Source organism: Kitasatospora sp. NPDC040550, assembly GCF_055594965.1.
On record NZ_JBVIWC010000016.1, the window covers coordinates 43,314 to 62,519 of the forward strand.

The 19,206-nt window shown below is 68.9% G+C and carries 16 protein-coding genes and 1 pseudogene; 6 read left to right on the forward strand and 11 right to left on the reverse strand.

Annotated elements, in window-relative coordinates:
- Positions 1–202: 202 nt before the first annotated feature.
- Positions 203–517 (reverse strand): hypothetical protein, encoded by a 315-nt coding sequence (locus ACZ58X_RS23355; RefSeq protein WP_470335545.1) that lies wholly within the window; start codon positions 515–517, stop codon positions 203–205.
- A gap of 81 nt (positions 518–598) precedes the next feature.
- Between ACZ58X_RS23355 and ACZ58X_RS23360 the strand changes: the two are divergent.
- From ACZ58X_RS23360 to ACZ58X_RS23375, 4 genes and pseudogenes are all read left to right on the forward strand, one after another.
- Positions 599–835: pseudogene (locus tag ACZ58X_RS23360) on the forward strand (LLM class flavin-dependent oxidoreductase); the annotation flags it as partial.
- Between the two features lie 273 nt (positions 836–1,108).
- Complete coding sequence (locus tag ACZ58X_RS23365; protein ID WP_470335546.1) at positions 1,109–3,298, forward strand: ATP-dependent nuclease; 2,190 nt, start codon at positions 1,109–1,111, stop codon at positions 3,296–3,298.
- A 355-nt stretch (positions 3,299–3,653) separates the two neighbouring features.
- Positions 3,654–4,904 (forward strand): hypothetical protein, encoded by a 1,251-nt coding sequence (locus tag ACZ58X_RS23370; protein WP_470335547.1) that lies wholly within the window; start codon positions 3,654–3,656, stop codon positions 4,902–4,904.
- 284 nt (positions 4,905–5,188) lie between these two features.
- Positions 5,189–6,181 carry a hypothetical protein gene (locus tag ACZ58X_RS23375; protein ID WP_470335548.1) on the forward strand — a complete coding sequence of 331 codons (993 nt, stop codon included), beginning with the start codon at positions 5,189–5,191 and terminating at the stop codon, positions 6,179–6,181.
- Between the two features lie 107 nt (positions 6,182–6,288).
- Here the strand turns inward: ACZ58X_RS23375 and ACZ58X_RS23380 are convergent, their stop codons facing one another.
- Together ACZ58X_RS23380 and ACZ58X_RS23385 are read right to left on the reverse strand one after the other, a co-directional pair.
- The gene (locus ACZ58X_RS23380) at positions 6,289–7,176 is read right to left on the reverse strand and encodes an LLM class flavin-dependent oxidoreductase (RefSeq protein ID WP_470335549.1); all 888 of its coding nucleotides are present in this window, start codon (positions 7,174–7,176) and stop codon (positions 6,289–6,291) included.
- Positions 7,177–7,225: 49 nt separating this feature from the next.
- A complete protein-coding gene (locus ACZ58X_RS23385; RefSeq protein WP_470335550.1) occupies positions 7,226–8,176 on the reverse strand; it encodes a hypothetical protein in 951 nt (316 codons plus the stop codon).
- Between the two features lie 214 nt (positions 8,177–8,390).
- Between ACZ58X_RS23385 and ACZ58X_RS23390 the strand changes: the two genes are divergently transcribed.
- Positions 8,391–9,452 (forward strand): phosphotransferase, encoded by a 1,062-nt coding sequence (locus ACZ58X_RS23390; RefSeq protein ID WP_470335551.1) that lies wholly within the window; start codon positions 8,391–8,393, stop codon positions 9,450–9,452.
- On the opposite strand, the gene ACZ58X_RS23395 is transcribed toward ACZ58X_RS23390, so the two are convergent.
- From ACZ58X_RS23395 to ACZ58X_RS23425, 7 genes are read right to left on the reverse strand one after another with little or no spacing between them, the layout of a single operon-like run.
- On the reverse strand, positions 9,442–10,650 hold the full coding sequence (locus ACZ58X_RS23395; protein ID WP_470335552.1) for a DegT/DnrJ/EryC1/StrS family aminotransferase: 1,209 nt from the start codon (positions 10,648–10,650) through the stop codon (positions 9,442–9,444). The genes ACZ58X_RS23390 and ACZ58X_RS23395 overlap by 11 nt on opposite strands.
- Positions 10,651–10,678: 28 nt before the next feature.
- Positions 10,679–11,647: a phosphotransferase family protein gene (locus ACZ58X_RS23400; protein ID WP_470335553.1), complete on the reverse strand. Its 969-nt coding sequence runs from the start codon at positions 11,645–11,647 to the stop codon at positions 10,679–10,681.
- Positions 11,634–12,602 (reverse strand): Gfo/Idh/MocA family protein, encoded by a 969-nt coding sequence (locus ACZ58X_RS23405; protein WP_470335554.1) that lies wholly within the window; start codon positions 12,600–12,602, stop codon positions 11,634–11,636. Before ACZ58X_RS23405 ends, ACZ58X_RS23400 begins: the two co-directional genes overlap by 14 nt.
- Entirely contained in the window at positions 12,587–13,216 is a 630-nt protein-coding gene (locus ACZ58X_RS23410; protein ID WP_470335555.1) for a hypothetical protein, read from the reverse strand. The genes ACZ58X_RS23405 and ACZ58X_RS23410 overlap by 16 nt, the downstream gene beginning before the upstream one ends.
- A complete protein-coding gene (locus ACZ58X_RS23415; RefSeq protein WP_470335556.1) occupies positions 13,213–14,721 on the reverse strand; it encodes a glycosyltransferase family protein in 1,509 nt (502 codons plus the stop codon). Before ACZ58X_RS23415 ends, ACZ58X_RS23410 begins: the two co-directional genes overlap by 4 nt.
- The gene (locus ACZ58X_RS23420; RefSeq protein ID WP_470335557.1) at positions 14,718–15,596 is read right to left on the reverse strand and encodes a glycosyltransferase family 8 protein; all 879 of its coding nucleotides are present in this window, start codon (positions 15,594–15,596) and stop codon (positions 14,718–14,720) included. Before ACZ58X_RS23420 ends, ACZ58X_RS23415 begins: the two co-directional genes overlap by 4 nt.
- Positions 15,593–16,621, reverse strand: a complete 1,029-nt coding sequence (locus ACZ58X_RS23425; protein WP_470335666.1) for a UDP-glucuronic acid decarboxylase family protein — start codon at positions 16,619–16,621, stop codon at positions 15,593–15,595. The genes ACZ58X_RS23420 and ACZ58X_RS23425 overlap by 4 nt, the downstream gene beginning before the upstream one ends.
- A gap of 420 nt (positions 16,622–17,041) precedes the next feature.
- On the opposite strand from ACZ58X_RS23425, the gene ACZ58X_RS23430 reads away from it, so the two are divergent.
- Entirely contained in the window at positions 17,042–18,388 is a 1,347-nt protein-coding gene (locus ACZ58X_RS23430; protein WP_470335558.1) for a transcriptional regulator, read from the forward strand.
- A 102-nt stretch (positions 18,389–18,490) separates the two neighbouring features.
- Here the strand turns inward: ACZ58X_RS23430 and ACZ58X_RS23435 are convergent, their stop codons facing one another.
- Positions 18,491–19,204: a hypothetical protein gene (locus ACZ58X_RS23435; protein ID WP_470335559.1), complete on the reverse strand. Its 714-nt coding sequence runs from the start codon at positions 19,202–19,204 to the stop codon at positions 18,491–18,493.
- Positions 19,205–19,206: the final 2 nt, after the last annotated feature.

Here is a 19,206-nt window from a genome sequence, read left to right on the forward strand (position 1 = left end):
CCTTCCCCCAACTGCCGCTGAGGCCCGGCGGCCTCCAGGAGGAGGGGCGTCAACCACCGGTCGAACCGCGCGCTCTGGGCGAAGGCGACGAGTTCGCCCTTCAGTTCGGAACTTCGCTCGATCAGGCGCCGCAACGACGCCTCGTCCTCGCTCCGTACAGCGACAGGCATGAGAGCTCTCTCGGTCTTGAAGGTTCCGACGCTCACTGCGCCCAGTAATGGCGATATGCCTCGACCCACTCCGCTCCGTCCGGCGCCGGGTCCGGCAACGGAAGATCCAGGAGCCCGATCGCCTGCCGGAATCCACCGCGGGTGCACAGGGCGACGATTCTTCCGTCCCGCGAGAGGTCGACGCCGCTCACGGTCACCTCGACGCCCAGCACCGAGGTGCTGAACGGCACCGCCAGGTTCTCCTCGACGGCGGCGAACAGAGCCGACACCTCCTCGTGCTCGTCGTAGGTGTCGACCGTCGCCTCCTCGACCAGCGCGGCCAGTTCTCGCCTGCTCAACGTGCCCATGGCGCCACGCTAGCCGACCTCCCCTTTACCGTTGCGCGAGCGGTCCGAAGGTCCGCCGAAATGCGCGCGTATCGTCGTTGCATGCGCTTGAGTACCGTTATCCTCCCCATCCACCGGTGGAGCGAGGGGCAGAAGATCTGGCGGCGGGCCGAGGAACTCGGCTTCCACGCCGCCTACACCTACGACCACCTCTCCTGGCGGTCGTTCCGGGACGAGCCGTGGTTCGGGTCGATCCCGACGCTGACGGCGGCGGCGTGTGCGACCGAGCGGATCAGGCTCGGGACCTTGGTGACCTCAGTCAAGCCTCGTTCACCCATCGCAGCCTGACCTGGCGCTCCATCGAGTGCGTCGCACGGCCGCAAGCACGGGCATGAAGCGTGGAAGCTGCAGGGTAGCCATCGGGATGCCGGGACGAAGCCGACGGACCTTGCAGCGCGCGTGAAGGCAACCGCCCTTCACGCGCGGAGCGCAGCCCTCCCGGTCGCACGGTTCGCGACAGTTCGTCGCCATGTCGTGTTGCTGGTGATGTCTTCGGTCTTGGTATAACCCGGCAGCGATTACCATGTGGGCCACTACGATGTTTGCTCGGGTTTGATCATCCTCTGGAGCAACATGCGCCTCGAACACATCATGATCGACAACTTCCGTGGCCTGAGCCACGTGGACATGTCGTTTTCCCGATTTGGTTGCCTCATCGGAGAGAACAACGCGGGGAAGTCCTCGGTGTTCCAAGCGCTCAACATGTTCCTGCGTTCGGGGTCTGCGGTTGATACCGACTTCTTGAACCCGGCAAAGCCCATTCGCATCCAGCTCACCTTTGCCGACATTTGCGCGGCCGACCTGCAACGCCTCGAAGAGAGCCACCGTTCACGCATCGAACCCGTGGTTGAGGACGGGCATCTGACCCTGGCTCGGACGTACAACGGGCCAGGCAAGAGCCAGATGCGGGTGGTTCAGAAGGTACCGAGCGACCAGCGCTTCCACAAAGTCGCCTTGGAGGAGGTGCTCAAGCCCAAGATCTCCACGGAGGAGCTTGCGGCGAACGTTCAGCACACCTATCCCGAGATCTTCGACAAGCTGTCCGGCAAGATCAACCGTGCGGCCGTGAGGCGAGAATGGGCCGAATGCGTCGCCGCGCTCAGGGAGGACGAGTACAGCACAGGCGACGACCCACTGATGACAGGCCTGGACAAGTCGGTTGCTCCCCTACTGCCGGAGCCGATCTACATCCCCGCGGTGAAAGAACTCAACGACGATCTCAAGACCAGCTCGACGGCAACGTTCGGACGCCTCCTGTCCATCCTGTTCGATGACATCGAGCACCAACTGCCGCAGCTGGAGGAATCCTTCGATCTGCTTCGCAGGCAGCTGAACGTCGTGCCGGAGAAGGACGGAAGCGAGTCGGACGGTCGGCTGGAGGAGGTCCGTGAGATCGAATCGCTGATCCAGCGCAACCTGCAGGAGTCCTTTCCGCGCGCGAGCGTTCGCCTGGAGATCCCCCCGCCGCGCCTGCGCAGCCTGCTTGATGAGGCACAGATCGCCGTCGACGACGGCATCAGCGGCCCGTTCAAGACCAAGGGGGACGGCCTGCGTCGGTCAGTGGCCTTCGCCATCCTGCGCGCCTACGTGGACATGAAGACCACGAAGCCAACTCAGCCTGATGGTGCCCGGCAGCCCTGCCTGCTGCTGTTCGAGGAACCCGAGGTGTTTCTGCATCCGCAGGCGCAGCGCAAGCTCTTCGAAGCCCTGACAGTGTTCTCCGACTACAACGACGTTCTGGTCAGCACACATTCGCCGGCCTTCTGTGCGCCCGGGGCGACGGGCACGTTCGTGAAGGTGGTCAAGGACCACACGCTAGATCCCCCGGCCAGCCGGACCTGCGTGATCGATCTGTCAGACATGGGTGCTCGCGATCAGTTCGAAATCATCACGCACGAGAACAACGAGGCGGCGTTCTTCGCCAGCTCCGTGCTCCTCGTGGAGGGCCCAAGTGACCGCACGGTCATCTCTCACCTCGCGCGTACCCTCGACCCGCAATGGGACTTCGACAAACATGGTGCTGCGATCGCCAAGGTCGAAGGCAAGGGCAGCATCGAGCGATACCGCGGCTTCTTCCAGCGCTTTGAGATGAGGGTCGCGGTCGTAGCGGACCTGGACGCAGTGCTTGACGGGTTCGACAAGCTGGGAGCGAGTGACGGCTGCCACAAGCTGCGTGACCAGGTCGTCACCAAGGTCAACGAACTTGTGAAGGACGAGGACGCCAAGGTGTCCGCCAGCACTCTCAAGAGCCTCAAGAGCGGTAGCGCACGTGCTCTCTGGGAGCATGCACAGCTCAAGAGTGAGGAGCACGCCCAGGGGCTGTGCGATTTCGAGGAACTCGACACAGCGGTGAAGGCGTTCTTCGCCCGTTCCACTTCCGGCGCCGCACGGCGGATCCTCGAAGAAGCCAAGGACCCGGAGCTGAAGAAGATGAAGCTGGAGCTGCTGAAGAACCTCCGCCACGAAGGTATCTATGTCTGGGAGCGCGGGGCGATCGAGGCGTACTATCCCGAGCTCCAGACCAACGAGTCGAACAACAAGAACGACCGGGCCCGCACGTTCTGTGAGCGCCACACCACTGCCGATGCCATTCGCGGTCTGCCTGCTTTCAAGGAATCGACTGTTTGCGAGTTCGACCTCGTCTTTGAGGCATTCTTTGGTACATCGCTACTGCAGCCTGCAGCGGTTGAGGTTCCCCAGCAGGCCACGACAGAGGTTTCGGAGCCTGCTCCCGCCATCTAACTGTCTTCACCCGAAGGGCTGTTTGTGTGTCGGACTGCTGCTGCTTCTGAGTTCAGGTAGCAGCAGCAGTCCGACCTTGCCATTGGTCTGCGGCCGGTAGGCGCGGGAGCCACCCCAGCTCGGTGAACCGCCTGATCCGGCTGCACATGTTGCCTGGTCACCTCCAAGCCGAGCTCATCGAGGCAACAGAACGTAGCCAGGTCAGGGGAGGCGAAGGTAGCGTCAGGCACGTCGAGGTTTTCCAGATGGGCACTGTGAGGACTTCCGTCATCGGAAGACTTCGACCCCCTACTCGGCCACCGCCGCGCACACTGCCCACGCCCTCAACTGCGAAGAGCCGCTTCAGGAGCCGACGATGGACGACGACGTTCAGCTGATCAGCGACGGCGACGGCCTGGCGGTCATCGGAAGTCCGGCGGCTGTCGAGCGCTTCCTCGTCTCCGAGGGGCTGCCATCGAAGGACCTCGGGTTGCCAAGGCTCGGACCAGCCCTCGGTGCCATGGCTGGAGCCGCACAGGCGGGTTCCGAGATGGCCGCCAACTCGGGTCGCTGGGTGAAGTTGACTGAGCAGTCCGCGCAAGCCCTCAAGAACCATGGGCTGATGAAGGGTTCGCATGCGGGTGTCAGACGCGCCGTGGTGACGGAGAACGGCAAGATCAAGGGACTCCTCGAACTGGTGAGGACGCCCGGATCGTTTCTGACCAACCCGGCGCTTCTGGCAGGCGCCGCGGGGCTCATGGCTCAGCTTGCGATGCAGCAGACCATGGAGGAGATCACCGACTATCTCGCAGCGATCGACGAGAAGGTCGACGACGTGCTCCGCGCCCAGAAGGACGCGGCGCTGGCGGACATGATCGGAGCCGGGCTCGTCATCGAGGAGGCCATGACCGTCCGAGGGCAGGTGGGCAGGGTCTCCGGGGTCACGTGGTCGAAGGTCCAGGCTACGTCGATGACGATCGCGCGAACCCAGGCCTACGCATTGCGTCAACTCGACGCGCTCGCCGAGAAGATGGAGCACAAGACCAAGATCGGCGACCTCGCCAGGGCGTCCAAGGAGGCCGAGTTCACAGTTCGGGAGTGGCTCGCCGTTCTGGCTCGTTGCTTTCAACTGCACGACGCACTCGCCGTGCTCGAACTCGACCGCGTGCTGGATTCGTCTCCGCACGAGCTGGACCTGCATCGTCTCGCTCTCCGGGCTGCCCGGCAGAACCGGATAGATCTCATCTCACGGAGCACCGAGCGCCTGATGGCCCGCGTGGATGCGGCTGTCGGCACGGCCAATACGAAGGTACTGCTACACCCGACCGCATCCCCCGCCGTAGTGCATTCGAGCAACCATGTCGCGATCGCCGTCGTCGACTTTCACGGGCGGCTCGGGATCGAGCGCGGTCGGCAGCCATTGGACGCGAGACGATGGGCGGACGCGGCCGCGGAGGCGAGGGACAAGGTGCTCGAGACGGGAGCAGAGGGCGTCGACGCCGCCAGACGCCTCGGTATCGACACCCTCGACCGGGCCAGATCGGCGACGGGCAAACTCTCAAGCGGGATCGCCGAGCGAGTGCTCCGTCGGCGCGGGGGCGGCGGGGAACGCGACAGGGAAAGCTGAGGCGCCAGCGCAGATGTGCTGGTGGTCCGGTCACGGCTGGAGGCCGGCGGATTCGGGCCCCACCCGCATCCTCGATGGTGATGGGCTCGAAAGCCCACTCTTCCTGACTGGTACTCATGATGGTGCGCTAGGGTGAGAGTGGCACGGAGTCTGGGACAGCGCCTGGACCACCGCTGATTTCTTCAAGGCACGGAGCGTCGGAAAGCACCCTCGCCACCGCCTTCCTCCCCATCACTCACGTGACCAGCGGGCTGCCGTCAGTGCGGTGGCCGAAAGGTGCCATCATGACCATTTACTCCCAGCATGCGAACCGCGGGAAGACGCAGATCCTGGCGACCTATCAGGGGTCTGACGGCGTTGCGTCGTCCACTGTGACGAGCCTGAGTTCCCCTGGGCTGGCGGCGCCGATCGTCGACGCGCTCAACCGGATCTCAGCCCTGGCTACCGTTCCGGTGAGTGTTTGGGATCGCCGCGATGGAGGCGTGAACAGCTACCCACGGACGCACCTCGCGGCGCTCACGAACCGGGACGTGCGCGCCGGTCTCCTGAAGGGCTCGCACAGCCTGTGGTATGAGTACGTCTGCCTGCAACTCCACCAAGCGCTCTCCGACTTGGACGACGCGCTGGCGGTCGTTCCGCCGCCCGTCCTGTCCGCGATCGATGCAGAACTGGCGGCGGAGGCGCGCGGGCTGCGCGATGCGCTGGCGGAGTACTCAGAGGCAATCCCCGTGCCGGCGTCGGAGGGCCGACGGGACTGGAAATTCGGCCGCCCATTCGTGGCGCATGTCGGCGGTACGCAGGTACTGAGCCGTAAGGTCCGGAAGCAGTTGGACCGCCTCGAAACGGACATCTCGTCGAAGGAGCGCAAGCACGCCGTCGCGAACCTGCGCGTGCTGGTCACGGCTTACTCCCGGTGTTCCAGCGAGCAGGCCACGCTGGATCACGCACCGCTCAGCATCTTCTCGGAGCCCTACGATTCGGACCGCTACTACATGACGATCTTCGCGCCGGAGCCGGGCAACGAGGATGCCAAGTCCTGGGAGATCGAGGTCGCCCGCTGGGAGCCCGATGACCCCGACGACGAGGAGGGCAGCAGCGCGACAGGCATCGTCGCGATCCGCTGCGAATTGGATGCCTCGCCAGAGGCGTCCCTGCTCGCTGATCTGCTGGACACGGTCGAGCAACAGGCGGACCTTCTCGCCAAGTGGGCCGAGTCGCCTGTCGGCGCGACACTCGAAGGAACGGAGCTCGTGGTTACCCGGGTCGGCGACAGCTGATGTCGTTTGTCCGCCAGTGACCAACGGGCCGCTGGCGGACTGGCTACTCCACGTGGACCGCCGGCGACCGCCGGGCGGGGCGAGCCTGCCCCGCCCGGCGGTTGTGCTCAGCCCAGTTGGGCGAGGCCCTCGGTGGCGATCCGCTCGAAGACGGCGAGGTCGTTCTCGAAGATCGAGTCCGGCACCGGCCAGTGGATCACCAGCTCGGTGATGCCCAGCTCCCGGTACGTGCCCGCCCAGTCCACGAAGGCGCCCACCGACTCCAGCGGCTTCTCCGCCGTCGAGCCCTGGAGCAGCATCTTCTCCAGCGTCGCCACGTCCCGGCCCTGCGCCTCACAGACCGCCGTCAGCTTTCCGATCTGCTGCGCGATCACGGCGGGCGCCTGCTCCACCGGCACGTCCGCCGGACCCTTCGGGTCCCCGTACGTCACCCAGCCCTGCCCGTACTCGGCCGCCAGCCTCATCCCGCGCGGCCCGGCCGCCGCGACGTAGAACGGCAGCCGCGGCGTCTGCACGCAGCCGGGGATGTTCCGCGCCTCGACCGCCGAGTAGTGGGTGCCCTCACGCGTCGTGGCGTCGTTGCGCAGCAGCTCGTCCAGCAGCGGCAGGAACTCGCCGAAGCGGTCCGCCCGCTCCTTCGGCGACCACGCCTCCTGCCCCATCGCCGTCGCGTCGAACCCCGTCCCGCCCGCGCCGACGCCCAGCGTGAGCCGCCCGCCGGACACGTCGTCCAGCGTGATCAACTCCTTCGCGAGCGTCACGGGGTGGCGGAAGTTTGGCGACGTTACGAGCGTCCCCAACCGGAGGTGCTCGGTGGCCGTCGCTGCCGCCGTCAGCGTCGGGAGCGACCCGAACCACGGTTCCTCTCGGAAGCTCCGCCACGACAGGTGGTCGTAGGTGTAGGCGGCGTGGAAGCCGAGTTCCTCGGCCCGTCGCCAGATCTTCTGTCCCTCGGCCCATCGGTGAATGGGAAGGATTACGGTACTCAGACGCATGCCACCGACCCTAGTCGGATGCGCTGGCGGTGCGCCGAGCACGCGCGCCTCAGGCAGCGACGTGTGCACTCCGGCCACCGGCCACCGCGGAGCGCAGGGCGGCTCGGACACGTGCGGCACCTGCGGTCGCTACGTCCGCTCCCCCACCGACCGTGATGGTTCGAGCTGTGAGGCCCGCGCACGGGCGGCAGATACCCGGCTGGGGCACCGGATCGTGGCACTTGGCGCACTCGGCGTACCGGGCGGCTGTGGGCCGCACTGCGGCCGGGACGGGCGGCATCTTGCGCTCCAGGCGGTAGCGGAGCACCGCGACGGCCGAGTGCATCGGGGCGGGCAGGCCCGGCAGCAGGGCCTGGGCAAGGTCGGCTTGGGTCGCGCCACGCTCCAGCCACTGCGCGACGAGGGGTGCGAGTTCCTCGGCTTCGGCCTGGCCGAGCCGAAGGCGAGGCTCGGGGCAGATCACCCGGAACAACGTGGCGACCGCCTCGCGGACCTGCTCGTCCGGTACCGCCGCGGGCTGCTCGCTGGCCTCCTCATCGGGATCTCCCTCCCGGCCTCCCGTCCTCGCCTGCAGCTCGTCGGCGAGGACCGGCTCGCTGGCCTGCTCGGTGGGGAGGGAGGTTTCTTGATCCAGGTTCTTTACAAGGGCGTCAGCATCGCCGGTGGTCGCTTCACCGGAGACCGGACGGGTGGTACCCGGCAGTGCCAGCTGTGGGGCGTCGTAGACGTGGGTCTCGGTGATGATCGTGCCGTCGGGCATACGGATCTTCTCGACCCGGTAGAAGCCTGCCTCGGCCAGTTCCTTCAGAGCCTTGCGGATCGCGCCTCGCCCCTGGGGGCTGGTGTCGGCCATGTGCCGGCCGTCCTCGCGCCAGCCGTCCGGGCGGGAGAGGAGGTCTGCGAGCAGGCCGCGGGCGGTGTAGGAGAGCCGTCGGTACTGCAGGACAGCGTTGGGCAGCACGGTGAAGTTGCGCACGTGGGCGCTACGATGGACGCGCATCGGGAGTGTCAGCTCCTGTTGCCGGACCCCGGAGCGTTGGCGCGCTGCCGGGGTCGCCTATTTTTGATTGGACCACGGAACGTACCACGTCACGCCGGACACCAAGGGCCTTTTGCCGCAGCGGCCTTGATCACATTCCGCATGGGTTGGTGGTGAGGTTCGGCAATGCTTGAACCGGCCACGTTCGTGCTTCTGCTCCGCTAGCCTGCATGGGGTGACGGAAGCGACTTTCGACGGCCCAAGTGGCGCTCGGTACAGCGAGATCGCGGAGGATCTGGCGGTTCTCGGCGAGGCTTTCGGGCTGGGTGAGGTTCGGGAATGCCGCTTCCTGTCGGACGGCTTGATGAACGGGAACTGGCGGCTGGATACGGCCGAGGGCTCGTTCGCGTTGAAGCGGATCATGGATGTGCCGCTGTCGCTGGCTCGCCGGAACCTGGCTGTGTTGGCGGAGCTGGCCGACGACGGCCTGCCGGTGGGCAGGGCACGGGCCTCCTCGGCTGGGGACGCGGTGGTCGAGGTCGCCGGCCGCGGGTACTGCCTGCTTCCATGGACGAACGGGAGCCATCTGCCAGGTACGGCACTCTCGATCGGGCAGGCCGGTGACCTCGGCGTTCTCCTTGGTCGGATCCATCGGAGCTTGAACGATGAGAAGCTGGCCGACCTGCTGCCGCCGGGGCCGGAGCAGGTGACCGTCTCGGTGACCACGCCCGCCGAGGCTCACCAGGAGGCGGACCGCTTCCTCGCTGTGCTCGCGGAGCTGGAGAGCCGGACGGCGTTCGACGTCGCGGCCGCCGCAGCGCTGGCTGAGCGCAAGGTGCTGCTGGAGAAGTACGGGCAGGAGCGCCCGGCCGGCGAGGTGGTGGTCGGCCCGGTGGGGTGGACGCACGGTGACGTGCAGCACCGGAACGTGCTGTGGCGGGACGGCGAGATCGTCGGGGTGATCGACTGGGACCGGATCCGGCTCCGGCCGTTCGGCGAGGAGGTCGCCCGCACCGCCACGGTGCAGTTCGGCGGTGAGGACGGCTTCCTCGATCTGGAGCGGACATCCGCGTTCGTGGCCGGCTACCGGTCGGTGGTACAGCTCCCGGTGCCGGCCCTGGCGGACGCGGTGGAGCGGCTGTGGTGGAAGCGCATGTCGGACTACTGGCAGCTGGTCTTCCACTACGACCGCGACGACCACTCCTGCGACCATCTGTTCCTGCCCGCCGAGCGCTTCCTGGCCTGGTGGACGGAGCGGCGCGAGGACGTGCAGGAGGCGTTCGCGGCTATGCCGTGAGCAGCGTGCGGGACAGGACGGTGGCGAGGGCCTCGGCGACCTGCTCCATGTAGTCCGGAGCCGGGACCTGCGGCACCTTCATCACAATCATCTGCCGCAGGGCCTTGTAGTAGTTCGGTAGCGCGTCCCTGCTCGGCGGCTGGTAGGGGCTGTCGGCGAGGTGGGGCCAGTAGCGGGCCGCCAGGTCGAGGCGTTGCAGCAGCGGGGTCTGCGTCCAGTCCTCGTACTGGGAGCGGACGGGGACGCCGGCGGCCCGGCACTTCTCGTGCAGCGTCTTCGGGTCGAGCACGCGGACGTTGATCGTCAGCGGGGTGCCGTACCAGCCGCGGACTGAGAGTTCGCCGATCTCCGGCCAGGCGACCGGCGCGTCGTACTCCTCCAGGGTCTGGCGGAGCGTGGACAGGTTCTGTTCGGCGGCCAGCATCCGGTCCGGCAGCGAGCGGAGCTGCTGGCGGGCGATGACGGCGGAGAGGGCGGGCATCCGGTACTTGTAGGCGGCCCCGGTGTCGGCGAGCGGCCTCAGCTCGGGAAGGGTGAGCTCGTCGGCCAGCCGGGCGGGGTGGTGGCCGAGGGTGAGGGCGCGCTCGTAGACCTCCCGGTCGGAGGTGGTGAGAACGCCTCCTTCGCCGCCGGAGACGGACTTGGATTCCTGGAGGCTGAAGCACCCGGCGGCGCCCCAGGAGCCGACGGCCCGGCCCTGGTAGAGGGCTCCGTGGGCGTGCGAGCAGTCCTCAACGATCGGCAGGTCGGTGGTAGCGGCGAGCTGGTCCATGCGGGCGGGGATGCCCCAGGTGTGGGTGGCGAGGACGGCGGAGCACTCGTCGGCGACCTGGGTGACCGCGGTGGCGGCGATGTTGGGGCTGTCCGGCTTGATGTCGCAGAAGACGGGGTAGCTGCCGGCCTGGAAGACAGCGGTGATGGCGGAGATCCAGGTCATCGGGGAGACGGCGACGCCGGCTTCGGGGTTGGCGCCGACCGCGTGGAGTGCGGCGTGCAGGGAGGCCGTGCCGGAGTTGAACGACAGCACGTGGCGGGTGCCGGTGAGGCGGGCGAAGGCGGCTTCGAGGGCGTTCGTGGCCGGGCCGCGGTTGATCTCGGAGAGGTGCCCGTCGTCGAGGACCTTGAGGACGGCGTCCTTCTCGGCCTGCCCGTACTTGGGCTCGCGGGGGAACGGGAGGGTGACCTTGGGGTCGTTCATGGCGTCCTTCCAGTCGGGGCAGGGCCGCCTACGGGCGGCGCCGTCCGGAGGCGTGCGGGTCGGGGGCGATGCGGGGGACGGCGGTGAGGTGGCCGTGGTCCAGGTCGTCGAGGTCCGCCTGGATCTGGGCGGCCCGGAGCCGGACCGTGTCCTGGTCGTCGCAGGAGGCGTGGAAGTGCAGGAGCGAGACCGCGATGCGCAGGCGGAACAGGACGAGCGGCAGCAGGCTCTCGGCGGGGAACGGGCCGTCGAAGTAACCGGCGAGGAGGGCCTCGGTCATCGGGGCGGGCTCGCGCAGGGACCAGCCGGCGAGTTCGGCCAGCGGGTCGCCGCCGCGGACGCTCTCCAGGTCGACGACTCCGGTGATGTGGCGGCCGTCGGTGAAGAGGTGGCGTCCGACCCAGTCTCCGTGCAGGAGCTTGGGCGCCGTCGCCGGGAGGCGGTCGGCTCCGGCTTCGAGGACGAGGCGGGTGCGGTTCAACAGTCCGGGCAGGTCGAGGCCGTTGAGGCTGGGGGTGTGGCGGGCGGGTAGGGCAAGGAACCAGCCCTGGACGGTGGAGTGTTGGCCGATGCCGTGCCCGTCGAGCTGGCCGAAGCTGCTGACCTCGATGGTGTGCAGGCGGCGGAGGACCGCGCCAGCTCCGGCGGCGGCGTCCAGGTCCTGCGGCCGTGGGGGCTCTGCTTCGATCGGCCGGCCCGGGCAACGGGTCTCGACGCACGCCTCTCGGCTGTACCAGAGGACGTGGGCGGCGGGGATTCCCGCTTCGCGCATCCGGGCCGAGGCCCAGGCGGCGGTCGGGTAGCGCGAGCGGCTGCCCGCGCGGCGGACCTTGACGACCAGTTCGTCGCCGTCGCGAGTGGTGGCGGCGAAGGGGAGGCTGTCCGTTCCGGACCGCAGGGGCGTGAAGCGCGCGTCGGTGGCGTCGAAGCCGGCCGCGGTGAGCGCGTCGAGCAGCAGCGGGTGCGGGCGGTCGATCACGGCGTCACGGGCGGACATCGGGCACCTCCGGCACCGGGACGGAGCGGCCGCTGGCGGCAGACTGGAGGGCGGCGTCCAGGAGGGCGATGGAGCCGAGGTTGCCGGCGGCGGGGACGGGCACGGTGCCGGGCTGGTGGAGGGCGTTCACCATGGCGGTGATGCACCGCTGGTAGGCCGGCGGCCCGGCCTGGGTGGTCTTGTGCCTGTCGGCGGGGTCCGGGGCCCAGCGCGCGGCGAAGCCTCGGGCCTCCACGCGCCAGCTGCCGTTGGCGTCGGTTCGCATGATCGGGTCGACGATGTAGCCGCCCCGGTAGGTGAACAGGGAGCCGTCGGCGAACCGCACGGTCATTGTGGCGATCGAGGTGTGCGGTGCGAGGAAGCCGGTCGGTGTCTCGGTGCAGGTGACCTCGGTCGGTGGTGCGGTGATCAGGGTGCGGACCTGGTCGAAGGCGTGTACCGCGAGGTCGGTGGTGACGGGCAGGTGCTGGCTGCTGCGGAAGCCCGGGCCGGGCAGGGTGACGAGGGTGTCGGCGGCGACGGCGAAGGGCGACTGGCCTCCGAGGCGGACCGTGTCGCGGAAGGCGAGGAAGCCGGGGTCGGCGCCGCGGTTCTGCATGACGGCCAGCAGTAGGCCGCGCTCGCGGGCGAGGTGGACGAGGTCGAGGGCGTCGGGCAGGTTCAGGGCCAGGGGTTTCTCGGTCAGGACGTGGAGGCCGTGGGCGAGGGCTTCGCGGCTGACGCGGTAGTGGTGGTCGGGCGGGGTGAGGTTGACGACTACGTCGAGCTGGGCCAGCGCGAGCGCCTCGTCGAGCGTCGTGGCGAAGGCCGGGGTCAGCTCGTATCGGTCGGCGAGAGTCCGCGCCGCCTGCTGGTCGGGGTCGGCGAGGGCGGCGATCTCGATGCGGCCGTCCGCGAGTAGTGAGCGGACCCAGCGGCTGGCGATGGCACCGCAACCGATCAGTGCGGCCTCCACGATGCCTCCTGGAGTGGGCGCTCGCCGGCCTGGTGGCGGCGGATGTGGTCGAGGGCGCGTGCGGCGAGATCCTCGGGTGAGCCGGTGGTGGTGCCGAGTCGGACGACGGCCGGGGCGAGCGGGTGGTCGAAGTAGGCGTTGAAGTGCTCGCTGAAGTGGCGGTCGTAGAAGATCGTCGGCATGTCCTTGCGCAGGCGGGCTCGGCGGGCGAGCACGTCCGGGTCGGCGGTGAGCAGGACCGTCAGGTCGGGCATCGCCACGGCCCTGCTGGTGACGGAGTGTTGGGCCTGGTCGTCGCAGTCGAAGCCGTTCATCCAGCCGACGGCGTGCGCGTGGGCGAGGAGGGTGTCCACGGTGCGGTCGAGGATCACGTCCCGGCCGTCCGCGAGGGCCTGCCTGGCCTGGGTGAGCCGGAGGTCCTCGACTTCCAGGAACTGGGCGATATTGGCCAGTTGGTGGTCCGCGGTGAAGGGCTCCGGGGCCGGCAGCCGGGTGGGGGCGGGGCTGGCGTGGAAGTAGCAGGGAATGACGGCGGGCTGGTCGAGGTGAGGGGCGAGCATGGCGGCCAGCGTGGTCTTGCCGACGCAGCTGACCCCCTCGATGCCGAGGATCACGGTGTCTCCCTGTCCTTGGTACGACGGTTGCTCTTGGGGGCGAGCGCCGAGTGCCTGGTGCCGGTCGCGGCCCAGCGGCCGAGGGCGGTCATCGGGCCGATGCTCTTGAGCAGCAGCCCGGCCAGGGTTTCCACGCTCTGCGTGGCGGTCTCCCGTACGGTCAGCGGACGGCCTTCGGCCTCGGCGAGCAGGCGGACCGGTGTGACGGTGGCCGCCCAGAGCGCGACCGTGGCCGTTGCCCGGACGGGGAGGCGCGTGCGCGGCCCGAGCGCCAGGGTCAGGCACGCGGCCGTCGCGGGCGAGACCAGCAGCCAGGCCATCCCCCGGTAGGCACTGATGGCGAGCGCCGCTGCGTGGTCGAGGCGGCTGCCATGGCCCTGGGCATACCAACGGGCGGCGCACTGCGGGTAGTCGAGGTAGCTCTGGAACCAGCGCTCGCTCTGGGACAGCAGCTCCGGCAGGTACTCGGCCGCCGGCACCGCAGTGGTGAAGGGGAGGCTGTCGACCGGGATGCCGTCCAGGGTGAGCCGGTAGCCGAACGCGACGTCGTCGAGGACGGTGAAGGTGGGCAGCCCGCCGATCTGCCGGAAGACGTCGGTGCGGATGAGCAGGCCGTGGCCGACGGTCTGGGCGAGGCCGCGCCCGCCCCTTGTTCGGCGGGCGGAGTCGGCGTACCGGCGGAGGTTGGGGATCTCGCGGCGGAGAGTCCACAGGGTCTGGGCTCGGGCGGCGCCTCGGCACAGGGCTCGCTCCCACCCGGCGTCGGCGGCGCTCTGAGCGGTGAAGCGGGCGGACTGCTGGACGACGCGAGGCAGTTCGCCGTCCTCCGCTCGTCGGCGGGCCAGGAACTTGGTGGTGCGTTGCAGCAGCTCACGGCTGGGGCGGGAGTCCACGTCGTAGACGGCGACGTACTCCTCGGCGGAGTCGGCCGCGAGCTGTTCGACGACGGCATTGACCTGCGCGGCTTTCCGCCCGTCGCCCTCGTAGTGGACGTGCCGGACCACCGGCTCCCGAAGGCGCGCGATCTCGCTCGCGATGACGTCCGCCGTCGTGGGGAAGGCCGACAAGGTCTCGGCGGCTGCCGTCAGGGTGAGCGTGCGTTCGCCGGTCTTGGCCAGGGCTTCAGCGAGGGCGGTCAGCTCGTCGTCGGTCAGCTGTGGAAAGCGCTGCACCGTGAGGTCGGTCGCCGTCGCCCCGGCGAGCCGGCCGACGAGGTGTGCGCGTTCGTGCTCCTCGCGCGCCGTGGACACCAGGGTCAGCGTCGAACCCGGGATGTCGTGCAGGAGCGGCACGAACCACGCCACCGCACCGGCGATGTGCTGCTGCTCGCGCAGCACGGGGATGACGACGTGCAGCACCATCGGCTCCACCGCCGAGAGCGGGGCCGGCTGGTCGACCCGGGCCAGCGTCTGGCGGACCTGCCGCAGCCCGTTCATGTTGCGCGCGGCCACGGCCGCGGCGACCCACCAGGACGGCCGCCGCCAGAACGGCTTCCGGCCGTTCACTCGGCGCTTCCCGAGCCGACGTAGTCGTGGAACAGCCGGTAGGTGTCCCGGAGCTGGCCTTCCGGGTAGCTGTCCTGCCACGGCTTGTCAGGGCCGGCGAAGTGCACCAGGGCGGCGGTCGCCTCGTCGTTCAGGAGCCGGGCGAGCGGGCTGTCCGCCTCGGCGTAGTGGATGAACCCGGGCTGGGCGGCCTGCGGGGACATGGCGAAGGTGTTCCAACGCCTGTCCAGCCGGTGCCAGTTGTCGTCGACGGCCCAGTTCAGCGCGTCCTGGTCCCAGAACCGGACCTTGTCCGGGTGCTCGGACAGGAACTGCCGCGACCGGTCGAAGACGCCGAGCCGCTGGCAGCGGTCGAGGTCGATGAGCATGACGCCGCTGTTGAAGTAAGCCCTGCCGTACGGGACGCCGAGCTTCTCCCAGCCGGGCAGCTGGATGCCGCGGCCGATGACCGGGTTCTGCGGGTCTCGCACCGCGCCGATCGGGCGCCCGCCGAGGGACTGCCGCAGCAGCGGGCGCAGGTCCCCGAGCACCAGGGTGTCGGCGTCCAGGTAGAGCACCCGGCGTTCGTCGGGGATGACCTCCGGGATGGCCAGGCGCACGTACACCGCGCCGCTGACCCAGTCGGAAACGGGGTAGCGCGGGTCGGTCATGGGCGCCGGCCGCAGCTCGGTCCGCAGGCCCATGCGGTCGGCGTCCCGCAGGATCGCCTGGCGATTGGCGTCGCTGATCTGCTGGTCGAGGACGATCAGTCGGAGCTCGTCGACGCTGCCCGGGTGGGCGGCGGCGATCGAGTGCATCAGCGTCCGCAGCGGGCGGGCGTATCCGTCGTCGATCCCGCAGACGAGCGCGGGCAGCGGGTGGGAAGCGGTGGTCACGAGGCGCTCCTTCCTGTAGTGGCGGTGGCCTGGTGGGGGAAGTGCTTCTCGGCCCAGTCGAGGGTCCGGCGCAGGCCGTCGCGCAGGTGGGTGGCGGGCTCCCAGCCGAGGTGGGCGCGGGCCGAGGCGATGTCGGGGCAGCGGCGCTTCGGGTCGTCGGCGGGCAGCGGGACGAAGGTGATCGCGGACGAGGAGCCAGCCAGTGCCCGGATCTCCTCGGCGAGCTGGAGCATGGTGATCTCGTGCGGGTTACCCAGGTTCACCGGGTCGGTGTGTTCCGCCGTGGCGGCGGCGAGGAGTCCCTCGACGGTGTCGGCCACGAAGCACAGGGAGCGGGTCTGGCTGCCGTCGCCGGCCACGGTGATCGGCTCGCCTGCCAGCGCCTGCTGGATGAAGGCGGGCACCGCGCGGCCGTCGTCGGCGCGCATCCTCGGCCCATAGGTGTTGAAGATCCGCACGATTCGGGTCCGGGCGTTGCCGGAGCGCTGGAAGCACGAGGTCAGAGCCTCGGCGTACCGCTTGGCCTCGTCGTACACGCTCCGAGGGCCCACCGGGTTCACGTTGCCCCAGTACTGCTCCGGCTGCGGGTGCACGAGCGGGTCGCCGTACACCTCGGAGGTCGACGCGAGCAGGAACCGGGCCCGCTTGGCCTCGGCCAGCTCCAGGGCGTTGAGCGTGCCCATCGCACCGACCTTCAGAGTGGCCAGCGGGTGACGGGCGTAGTCGAGCGGCGACGCGGGCGAGGCCAGGTGGAAGACGAAGTCCACCGGCCCGGCCACGGCGAACGGCCGGGTCACGTCGTCGGTCTGGAAGCTGAACCTCCCGGCCGAGCGCAGACCGGACAGGTTGTCGAGGCGGCCGGTCAACAGGTTGTCGACGCCGACCACCTCCGCGCCCAGGTCCAGCAGGCGCTCGCACAAGTGTGAGCCGATGAAACCGGCGGCCCCGGTGACGACGGCGGTGCGATGGACGAAGGCGCTGGTCACTGCCGTGGCCGGCGGTAGTGCTTGCGGGCGAGACACGATACCTCTCCTCCAACTCGTAGACGGGTGGCAGGCCGAGCACGGAGCCGTGGCTCCTCAGGCAGTCGGCTCCCGATCCGGGAGAGTGCGTACCGGCGGTGCCGCGAACTGGTGCTCGGTACCGAGCTGGTGCTGGGTCGCGGTCCCGAGCAACGCGAGCGTGGCGATGTGGCCGAGCCCCCACAGCACGGTGAGCGCGGTCCCCAGCGGGTCTCGGTGCGCGCCACGGTGACGGCCTCGCTGCGGGTTCCCGGTTGTCTCCACGGCCCGTTCCCCTCCGCTCTCCCTGGATGGCGGCCGGTCCAGGTTCGCGGCGCGACAGAGCGTTGCGGAACGTTTCCAGGGGGTTTCTCTCCGAGATCGCCCCTGCCGCGATGGGTAGCAGTACGCTCACCAACAGGGCTTGAAAAGCCGGGGGTTGAGATGATCGAAGGCACGCTGGCGGTCCACCCGCTCACCTACCTGCTGCAGTCACACGGATGGGGAAAGAACCAGTTCGCGGGCATGATGCGCAACCGCGGCGCCGCACTGAAGATCCACCTTGCGACGAACCGGACCCTGGTCTGGAAGTGGGAGCAGGGCCAGGAACCCGAGCCGGACGCCCAGTACGTTCTGGCTGACCTCCTGGGCGTCAATCCCCGTACGCTGGTTGCCAATCCGTGGCCGCGGTGGCTTCCTGTCTGGGAGGTGACCGGCATCACGGCGCCGTGGACGAAGACCGGTACCGTGGACGTACTGGTGGAACTGGTCAGGAGTGGTCGTATGGATCGGCGGGGCTTTCTCACCATCACCGGGGCCGCCATGGCCACCGTCGCCGCGAGCTGGGCCTCGGCCTCGCCCGCTTTCGCCTCCGCTCTCAACGGCGACCAGGTGACCGACTCCATGGTCGACACCCTCGAAACCCGCGTCGCCACCCTCCAGACCCTGGACGCGCAGATGGGCGGCGCCCGCCTCATCGAGCAGGCCCGCGGCGACCTCGCGATCATCACGACCCTGCTCAGGCAGGGCCGCCATACCGAAGCCGTCGAAGCCCGCCTGCTCGGGCTAGCCGCCCAGGTCAACTACATCGCCGGGTGGATGGCCTATGACAGCGGCCTGCGCTCAGCCGGCCAGCAGTACTACCTCGGCGCTCTGCGCGCCGCCAAGACCATCGGCGACGACGCCCTCGGGGGCTTCCTGCTCGCCGAGATGGGCGTCCACCTCTCCGACGCCGGCAACCCCGCCGAGCGCGTCGCCCAGGTCGAGACCGCTCTTGCCAACACCCCCGCCACGATTCAGCCCGGCGTCCGCAGCTACCTCGAACTCCACCACGCCGAGAGCCTGTCCCGCGACGGCCAGCACCAGAAGGCAGGCTCCGCCCTCAACCGCGCCCACGACCTGTGGTCCAGGAACGCGGGCGACCAGCTCCCGACCTGGCTCTCCTGGTACGGCGACGCCCAGCTCAGCTCCACCGAGGGCAAGATCATGCTCCGGGCCGGCCAGGTCGACCGGGCAACCAGCGCCCTCGCCTCCTCCATCGACCACGCCGTCCCCCGTGACCAGGCCGTCCGTGCCGGACGCCTCGCCACGGCCCGCCTCGCCGGCAAGGACCTCGACGGCGCCCTCGACGCCGCCAACCGCGGCCTCGGGCTTCTCGAAACCCAAGTCCACTCCGTGCGTGCCGTCAGCCGCCTAACCAAGTTCGACGGCTACCTCAAGCCGTACGCCGCCGAGCCCGCTGTCGCCGAGTTCCGCGAACGGCTTCGGGCTCTGCCTGCGATGGCAGCCTGAGCACCAACTCTTGGACGAGTAGTGCCGTGATCGCCAAGCGCCCTGAGGCATCTTGACGATCACGGCACTCCGGCAAGACCTTGACTTGGACAACCTTCCAGGTCAGTCGCGATCCTTCTGCTCCGGCTCGACCTGCCGACGATGACTTCGCAGGCTGTCGGCGGCCTTCGGTTGGCCGAACCGGGCGGCGAGAGACGCAAGCTCTTCGAGGAGATGGGCTGTAGTGTCCGCTTTCATGCCGCGGATGAGCTCCTGGAGGAGCTTGGCTGTTGCGACCCAGGAGGTGTCAGGGTCGCAGGAGGCAATCTTGACGATGAGTTGGTCGATTCGATCGACGGCTTCTGCCGACAGGCCCTGCGGGTTCCGAAGGGCGAGATGGGCAAGCGCCAAGCTCGGGTCCTTGCGCAGCGCGTCCCGGAACGACTCGCTGAGCTCGATCTCTCGCCGGTGTTGTTCCTCCTTCAGGTTGTGCTCATGGACGCGTTGCAGGGACTCTGCGGCAGAAACAACATCATCGGATGTCCCCCACAGCTGAACGGATGCCCAGCTGAGCGATACCGGCATGCCAGGTACTGGGATCGGCATGCCGAGGTGAGCATTGATGCGCTTCTCCACGGTCAGCGCGTCGGGTAACGCATGGGATGCTGCGATCTCCCGGATAACGGTAAGGACGTGGTTAGTGGCAGCGGCCTCGGGGTCATGATGGCGGTCGGGTCCGGGCGAGTCGCACCAACGGCCCGTGGCCTCGAAGTGGAACCGATAGCATTCAGCCGAGCTCGGCACCGTGCCGGCGAAGTGCAGAAGCCCGTCGCGCACCT